At 39.5% G+C, this 7232-nt stretch carries 9 protein-coding genes; 3 read left to right on the top strand and 6 right to left on the bottom strand.

Annotated elements, in window-relative coordinates:
• Positions 1-104 precede the first annotated feature (104 nt).
• Entirely contained in the window at positions 105-311 is a 207-nt protein-coding gene (locus F8S12_RS39355; protein ID WP_196521714.1) for a hypothetical protein, read from the bottom strand.
• Positions 312-421: 110 nt separating this feature from the next.
• Here F8S12_RS39355 and F8S12_RS39360 point away from each other — a divergent pair, with 110 nt between their 5' ends.
• Positions 422-1216, top strand: coding sequence for an Rpn family recombination-promoting nuclease/putative transposase (locus tag F8S12_RS39360; protein ID WP_196521715.1), 795 nt, complete (start codon positions 422-424; stop codon positions 1214-1216).
• On the opposite strand, the gene larB is transcribed toward F8S12_RS39360, so the two are convergent.
• Complete coding sequence (gene larB, locus F8S12_RS39365) at positions 1204-1989, bottom strand: nickel pincer cofactor biosynthesis protein LarB (protein ID WP_196521716.1); 786 nt, start codon at positions 1987-1989, stop codon at positions 1204-1206. The two genes, F8S12_RS39360 and larB, sit on opposite strands and share 13 nt — an antisense overlap.
• Positions 1990-2055: 66 nt before the next feature.
• Positions 2056-3846, bottom strand: coding sequence for an ABC transporter substrate-binding protein (locus tag F8S12_RS39370; RefSeq protein ID WP_196521717.1), 1791 nt, complete (start codon positions 3844-3846; stop codon positions 2056-2058).
• Between the two features lie 370 nt (positions 3847-4216).
• Between F8S12_RS39370 and F8S12_RS39375 the strand changes: the two genes are divergently transcribed.
• Both F8S12_RS39375 and F8S12_RS39380 read left to right on the top strand, forming a co-directional pair.
• Complete coding sequence (locus F8S12_RS39375) at positions 4217-4423, top strand: hypothetical protein (RefSeq protein ID WP_196521718.1); 207 nt, start codon at positions 4217-4219, stop codon at positions 4421-4423.
• Between the two features lie 233 nt (positions 4424-4656).
• Positions 4657-5466 (top strand): ADYC domain-containing protein, encoded by an 810-nt coding sequence (locus F8S12_RS39380; RefSeq protein ID WP_196521719.1) that lies wholly within the window; start codon positions 4657-4659, stop codon positions 5464-5466.
• A 46-nt stretch (positions 5467-5512) separates the two neighbouring features.
• Here the strand turns inward: F8S12_RS39380 and F8S12_RS39385 are convergent, their stop codons facing one another.
• Genes F8S12_RS39385 through ispF form a run of 3 tightly spaced genes read right to left on the bottom strand, consistent with a single transcriptional unit; the run spans position 5513 to position 7176 of the window.
• Complete coding sequence (locus F8S12_RS39385) at positions 5513-6115, bottom strand: PIN domain-containing protein (RefSeq protein ID WP_331001495.1); 603 nt, start codon at positions 6113-6115, stop codon at positions 5513-5515.
• A 12-nt stretch (positions 6116-6127) separates the two neighbouring features.
• Positions 6128-6637, bottom strand: coding sequence for a hypothetical protein (locus F8S12_RS39390; RefSeq protein ID WP_196521721.1), 510 nt, complete (start codon positions 6635-6637; stop codon positions 6128-6130).
• Between the two features lie 53 nt (positions 6638-6690).
• Complete coding sequence (gene ispF, locus F8S12_RS39395) at positions 6691-7176, bottom strand: 2-C-methyl-D-erythritol 2,4-cyclodiphosphate synthase (protein WP_196521722.1); 486 nt, start codon at positions 7174-7176, stop codon at positions 6691-6693.
• Between the last annotated feature and the right edge of the window lie 56 nt (positions 7177-7232).

The raw sequence follows: 7232 nt of genomic DNA on the forward strand, positions 1-7232 counted from the left end.
GAGTGGGGAGTGGGGAATGGGGAATGATGATTTAGGAATGAGGAGGAAGATAATTTTCCTGATTTCCCTACTCCCTACTCCCTATTCCCCACTCCCCCCTAGATTTAACCGTAGCTAGTTAGATTCCGAATGATATAGCCAATGACTAAACCAATCAACAATGCCCACACTTGACCTGTCTGTATAAAGTGGTTCCAAGATTTTTGAATCTGACCCATCAGGTCTGGGTCAGTAATTGTTTGTGCTAGTGTTATCAAATTTACAGGCAAATGCCAAAGTAAAGGAGACATCAAATCATTTAAGTAGTTCATACTTAGTCACCGAGAAGATTTTTATGTCATAACCTCTACTTGCAGATGATGTCCAGTAATTAACCGCTTGGAGTCAAACAGATCACTGTATCGCCTGGTAAAATCTCCTCATGTTTGATAGTGTTTGCAAATTTCTTGTAGAAACCTTCGCCAGTGATTTTGCCACCTGGCTGCTAGGAGAACCCATAACCTTCACCAAGTTAAGTCCCTCAGAACTTTCCTTAGAACCAATCCGCGCTGATGCGCTGATATTACTCCAATCTGAGGAAGTTGTACTTCATATAGAATTTCAAACGCAGCCTAAAGTCGATATTCCATTTCGGATGATTGATTATCGGCTACGAGTATATCGCCGTTTTCCTCGCAAGCAAATGCGCCAAGTGGTGATTTATCTGCAAAAGACTAATTCCGAACTGGTGCAACAAACAACATTCACTCTAGAAGACACCTTCCATCGCTTCCAAGTTATTCGCCTTTGGGAACAACCAACAAATGTCTTTTTTCAATCCCCAGGATTGCTACCATTTGCGGTTTTAAGCCAAGCCGATAATCCGACTGAGACGTTACGACAAGTTGCTGTTCAGATTTCTCAGATCAACGACCAACGTATACAAAGTAATGTTGCAGCATCAGCGTTTGTTCTCGCTGGGCTAGTATTGAACAAAGAGATTATTCAACAGTTGCTGCGGAAGGAACTCATGCAGGAGTCAGTCACTTATCAAGCACTTATTGCTGAAGGTCGAGCTGAAGGTATTGAAGAAGGTATTGAAGAAGGTATTCGCCGTGTAGCTATCAATCTCCTACGCGAGGGAATGTCTATCGAAGTAGTGGTAAGAGTTACCGGGTTATCCGTAGAACAAATTAACCAGATCAAGATGACAGAAATCGACTCTCAAGGTGAATAAAATTTGCTTAATTTCTCGGCTGTCCGCAAAATTTGCCCCGCCAAAACTGCTGCGCCAAAACCATTATCGATATTTACTACGCCTACTCCCGCAGCACAAGAGTTAAGCATTGTCAATAAAGGGGCTAGACCGCCAAAACTTGCGCCATAACCAATGCTAGTAGGTACGGCAATCACAGGACAACTCGCTAAACCAGCAACAACGCTAGGTAAAGCGCCTTCCATCCCCGCCACGACAATCAACACCGATGCTGACTCAATCAGGTGGCGGTTACTCAATAAACGGTGAATCCCAGAAACGCCAACATCCCAGAGGCGTTGGACGCGAAAACCAGAAAGTTCAGCAGTTACAGCTGCTTCTTCAGCAACGGGTAAATCGGCGGTACCAGCAGAAAGAATGCCGATTTCACCCTCGAACTGTGGTTCGATAGTAGGAGGAGCGATCGCACAAATTCGCGCCGATTCGTAATATCGCAAACCGCTAACTTTTGATTCCAGTGCGGCATAAACTGCTGGTTCAATGCGAGTTGCCATCACCACCGGATTACGGAGGCGCATCACCTCGATAATTTGAGCAATTTGATCGGGCGTTTTACCAGGGCCCCAAATCACCTCTGGAAAACCAGTTCTGAGGGCGCGATGATGGTCAATTTTGGCAAACTCACCCACAGATTCATAGGCTAAGTCTTTGAGTGAGTCGAATGCCGTATCTGGGGTAACTTTACCATTGGCAACTCCTTCGAGGAGCGATCGCAAAGCTTTTTCATTGGTCATGGGTTATTTGTCCTTTGTCCTTTGTCATTTATCCTTTGTGAATAACCAATGCCCAATGCCCAATGCCTAATCAACTACTTTTAGTTCGTAGAGGTTCCAGAATGGGCCACCAAGAGCAGTATATTGAATTCCTTGAAAGCGATCGCGCACCGATTGCAGATTCAACCTTTCTACCAAATGAATAAACGGCAACTGTTCTGAGGCGATGCGCTGATATTCATAATAAATCTCCTTGCGCTTATTTTCATCTAATACTTGTGCGCCTTTAATGTAAAGGCTGTCAATTTGCTTTTCCCAGTCGGAAACTTCCCAGCCAATTAGCGGTGGATCTCCCGGTTGTGGCCCCAAATTAAAGGCGTGGGATGCACCAGCAATCCTCCAGATATTGCTAGCGCTGTGGGGTTCAATACCGCCTCCAAGAAATCCTCCAAGGTAACAATCCCAATCCTGTGTAACTTTCAGTTTTTCTAGATAAGAATTGAAGCTGAGAATTTGCAAATCCACTTGAATCCCAATCTTACCGAGATCCCGTTTGATTTGAGATGCCATATCTCCTCTAACTTTTCTTTCCGAATTCGTTAATACGGTAAATCTAACTCGGTTACTATCAGTATCTAAAAGCTGATTTTGGGCATTAAATTTGAACCCAGCTTGTAATAGTAATTTCTTCGCTTTTTCTGGATCGAAATTATATACTTTTAACCCTTTATCTGGAGGAAGGGAATAGGGACTTTTGACATAAACAAATGAATTTTGCAATTCACCGAGTCCCCGAAAAGCATTTGTTTTCATCGTTTCGCGGTCGAGTGCATAGGCTATAGCCTGTCTAAATTCTTTTTTATTGAACCACTTAGATTTAATTGGATCTACTAAAGGCTTACCCTGAGAATTCTTAGCTTTACTGAGATTGAAAGCAATAAAAGTCGTACTTGTATCAATCCCGCCGTTATAAATTTTAAACTTCGCTCGTTTTTCTTCTCGCTTTAGTAAACTAAAGCCTTCAGGAGGAACTTCTAAATCATCTAATTGCCCAGAGCGGAAACTTATCAATTGGTTTTCAGTGGATTCGATAATTTGCCAAACAATGCGCTCAATGTAAGGCTGAAGATTGCCCTGAGCATCTTTGCGCCAATAGTATGGATTGCGCCGAAATATGACTCGCTGACTGGGAACATAACTCTCCATTACATAAGGGCCATTGCCAACAATCTGTTTCGGATCTGTGCCTGTTCCCCACATTGAGAGAAACTTAGGATTCCCATCAGATCCAGTTGTGCGAATCGCTTCTTGGAGAGCGTGGGCAGGCATAATTGGAATGCCACCTACATATCTTAAAAAAGGAGCAAATGGTTCAAGTATGCTGAATTCAACCCGCCGCTCATCAATTTTTTTCACCGTTGGCAAAGTACCTTTATCGCCAACTTTTAGAGCATCTTTTAAGGAGGTGGGAATTTTAGGATTGAGGTAGATTTCGTTATAAGTAAAAACAACATCATCAGCAGTCATTGGTTTACCATCTGACCACTTAATTTGCGATCGCAGTGTGATCACAATTCGTTGCCCATCTTTAGAAACTTCCCAAGATTCTGCTAAACCAGGCTCTAGTTTTGTGGTTACGGGATTCTCATTAATCAATGAGTCATAGATGAAGCCAAAAACGCTATATGCCGACTCATTCAGAGCATAGTTAAAAGTTGAAGGCTCACTCAAAACTGCGGTGACGATTTGCGGCACTTGAGCAGCCGCGCTTTTGAAGTTAGTTGGGTTACAGGCAGTAACTATAAGTGCTGTTACTGAAGTAAGAATTAATGGCAACCAAAAACGTTTAATTGTAAAAAAAATGGATGCTGATTTCATAGAATTAAATAAATCTACTGGAATTCTGTCTAATTAGGGTCAATGCTATAAGCGATAGGCGGAACGTGAGTTATTGCTATAGCAATCCTATTTGATTTTTTAGAATTGCAATCCGCAGATCCCCGACTTTTTACATAAGTTGGGGATCTTGTTTCTCACCAATAATTCAGGATTGCTATATTTGAAATGTTAAGAAATATCTGAGTCATGGATAGCTCAAGTTTGGCAGAGGGATTTAGGGTAAGCGCAAATATTTATGCAATAATTCTAAATAATATATGTAATATGTAAAATTTTATATCAAAATTCTACATTCATGCATAATTTTGATATTAAAATTATATACAAAACTCTTCGAGGCTGATTTTTTATGAAAAACCACCTTTTAACGATTGGTGTCACCGCCGCATTGTCTACTATAGCTTTTTGTGGAGTAGCTAATGCTAGACTTGCTATGAACGGCACTAGTCTAAACGGCACTAAGCTAAACGGTTTGACCTTGCAAGGAACCCAACTGCAAAGCCTCAAAGTTGAAGGTGGACAGTTGGTTGCTGTACAAAGGGTTGGCGTGAAATAGGTGTTATTGTAGGGTTTAAACCCCATATTAGTAGTCTTTTACCTGCAAGGAAAAGATTTTATACCAGTCTCATATAATTCGTAGTACACCCTTTTATCCCCTCTGAAACTGAAGGTTAAAAGGGTTTACGTCTAATTTTTAATGGATTTTTTATTTCTAAGATAACTGTCTAAAGGGCAAAAGTTTATTTATTTGGTATAAATCAGAATGTTCTTTATTGGAGCATTCAAGCTATGAAAAAACTACTTATAGCTAGTTTAATTATCATCTTATTAATATCGCTTTTAAGCTGTACTAAAAATGTTCAACCACAGGCGAAACCATCAATTGCTAGTGAAAAAACTGTAATTATCAAAGGTAAAGATTTAAAAGGAACAGAATTAATAGCATTTGATGAACAGGGAAGAAAACAGAAATTTCAAATTAAAAATGTAGAACTAGATACAAAAGATCCCGAAAAAGAGACATATCTTTACACAGTTTTTTATCAAGATCAAACTGATTCTCAATGGAAAAATTTATGTCAGCCCGATGTCAACAAGGTTGCTAAGGCGATTTCACTTTCCGGTTCGTGGGATGAAACCGGAAAACATATAGAATCAAGTGATATTTTCACATTTGGTTGTACAAATGGGGCGCTGGCTAAATGCGTTCGCTTTGGCTATAAGCCTTGGAAGAGCTTCCAAGGAAAACCACTCCGAGACTATCACCAAGCTTGTACTCGCATGGTACGTGCTGATTACTGTGGTAACGGTAAAGCTCACACTAGAGATGGGGCTTTAATTGACGTACATGATGTGCTAAATATTCAAAAACCAACTCTCAACAACAAGATGGTTTTTGAGGCAGCTTGGCAACCAGACGGAGCAACTTGTATTAATCATCCCAGATGGTTTGATAAACTATCTGAAATTCGCCAAGAATGCCCGAATAAGCTAATTGGTCGGATTAATGAAAATGGTAGTTGCAACACAGCAAAAAAAGCGCAGCAGAATTGGTCAAGCGCTTTGCTTTTCAATGATTCATTTCTCCGAAAACACTAAAATAGATTCTAATTTTTTTCATAATTTCAATCCGCAAATCGTGTAATCAATTTGATTGAGATTGTAGCCAACCAAGGAAGTTTTGAGTTTTATTAAAATACTGAATGCCACTATCTCGTAAAATCTCTATAACTTCACGTCTGCTAAATTCTTTAGAATTGCTACTTAAAAATACTTTTATTTCATCTTGATTTAAGCGTGCATAGTAAACTATACACTCTATAATCAATTTATCCATAAAATGCTTTTCAAGGATATTTATAGCGAGACTTTCATTAATGATTTCTGTTGTTAACGGAATCTCTTCTGCTTTGATAAAAAGCTGGTTTAAGGCTATATCAAAACGTTTTTCTGTGTCATTAGTACGTTCCAAAAAACTAATCTTAGCTTGTTTCAAATAATTAACAACTAATTGAGCATTTTGTGAAGTTTTATCTCTTGCAGCTTCGTTAACTTGAATGTCTAATCGCCTAATAAAATCCTCGTTGTATTTGTCTTCTTGCTCTAAGGTCGCTAAAGATTCTACATAACAAATGCTGGGTATTGCTAAGGATACTGAGATAGGTGTATTTTGGAGAAAGTTTTCTGCTAGTTCATCCTGTCCTTTAGCAATACTCATTAAAAAGTTTGTTTCTACGTAAAGTATCACTGCCAATAGTACCTAAGGTTGAGTAATTCCACCTTTTAATAACTGTGACAAACCTATTTCTGCTATCTCCTTAGATGCTGGCGGTATTTCTGACTTCCAGTGATAGCAAAAATCACTTATCCAGGCTTCTATCAGACCTTTAAGGTAAAGACTAAATATCCTTTTGTTGCGGAATTTTGGCTCGTAATCACTAAGCACATCAGCAGTATTAAGATTGAGAATTGGCTCTGATAAATTATTGCCATCCCATTGAAAAATCAGAATTTTATTTACATCAGCAAGCATAGCAAAGGGAATCACTATCTTTGCAGCTTGTAAATAATCAATCAGCCGTAAAATAGCATATTTTTTGGACTTTGTTTCTTGAAAATTGAATGGTAAACCTTTAACTTCAGCTATGAGAATAATTTGATCCTCTTTGTCTACAGCAACAATATCAGGAAAGTCTATATCTTCTATGTTTGTAGCTTGTAACGCTCTAACTTCCCACCAAGTTAAGGTTTGTTTTTCACTATAAATCATTGATTTCTATCCTCGTGAGTCTTCAATATCTTTACTGATGCAGTAAAGAAAAATCACTCTGAAGCAACTAGCAAGACAACAGCATAAGCACATATACCTTCTTCACGTCCAACAGGGCCTAATTTTTCGTTAGTGGTAGCTTTGATGCCAATTTGATTTGGTTCTAATTCCAAAACCGCCGCTAGTTTGTCGCGCATATTGTGAATATGCGGTTTTAATTTTGGACGTTCTGCTACTACTACCGAGTCAATATTTCCGATCTGCCAGCCTCGATCGCAAATCAGATGATGTACTTGAGTTAATAGTACTAAACTATCTGCCCCCGCCCATTGCTGATCGCTAGGCGGAAAATAATGACCAATATCTCCCAAAGATAATGCCCCAAGCATGGCATCCATGATCGCGTGGGTCAGCACATCAGCGTCACTGTGACCTAATAAACCCAATTCATGAGGAATTTGAACTCCACCTAAAATTAAAGCGCGATCGCTCACCAGTCGGTGAATATCATAGCCGTTACCAATACGAATTTTTGTCATTTGTCATTAGTCCTTAGTCATTGGAAAAACTCCCCCTTGTCTCCCTGCTCCCCTGC

Source organism: Nostoc sp. WHI (assembly GCF_015714725.1).
Classification (GTDB): domain Bacteria; phylum Cyanobacteriota; class Cyanobacteriia; order Cyanobacteriales; family Nostocaceae; genus Nostoc.

Excerpts from the sequence above, each read along its gene's own strand:
- F8S12_RS39355 (WP_196521714.1), bottom strand. The coding sequence starts at position 311 with ATGAACTACTTAAATGATTTGATGTCTCCTTTACTTTGGCATTTGCCT.
- F8S12_RS39380 (WP_196521719.1), top strand. The coding sequence starts at position 4,657 with ATGAAAAAACTACTTATAGCTAGTTTAATTATCATCTTATTAATATCG.
- larB (WP_196521716.1), bottom strand. The coding sequence starts at position 1,989 with ATGACCAATGAAAAAGCTTTGCGATCGCTCCTCGAAGGAGTTGCCAAT.
- F8S12_RS39375 (WP_196521718.1), top strand. The coding sequence starts at position 4,217 with ATGAAAAACCACCTTTTAACGATTGGTGTCACCGCCGCATTGTCTACT.
- F8S12_RS39390 (WP_196521721.1), bottom strand. The coding sequence starts at position 6,637 with ATGATTTATAGTGAAAAACAAACCTTAACTTGGTGGGAAGTTAGAGCG.
- ispF (WP_196521722.1), bottom strand. The coding sequence starts at position 7,176 with ATGACAAAAATTCGTATTGGTAACGGCTATGATATTCACCGACTGGTG.
- F8S12_RS39370 (WP_196521717.1), bottom strand. The coding sequence starts at position 3,846 with ATGAAATCAGCATCCATTTTTTTTACAATTAAACGTTTTTGGTTGCCA.
- F8S12_RS39360 (WP_196521715.1), top strand. The coding sequence starts at position 422 with ATGTTTGATAGTGTTTGCAAATTTCTTGTAGAAACCTTCGCCAGTGAT.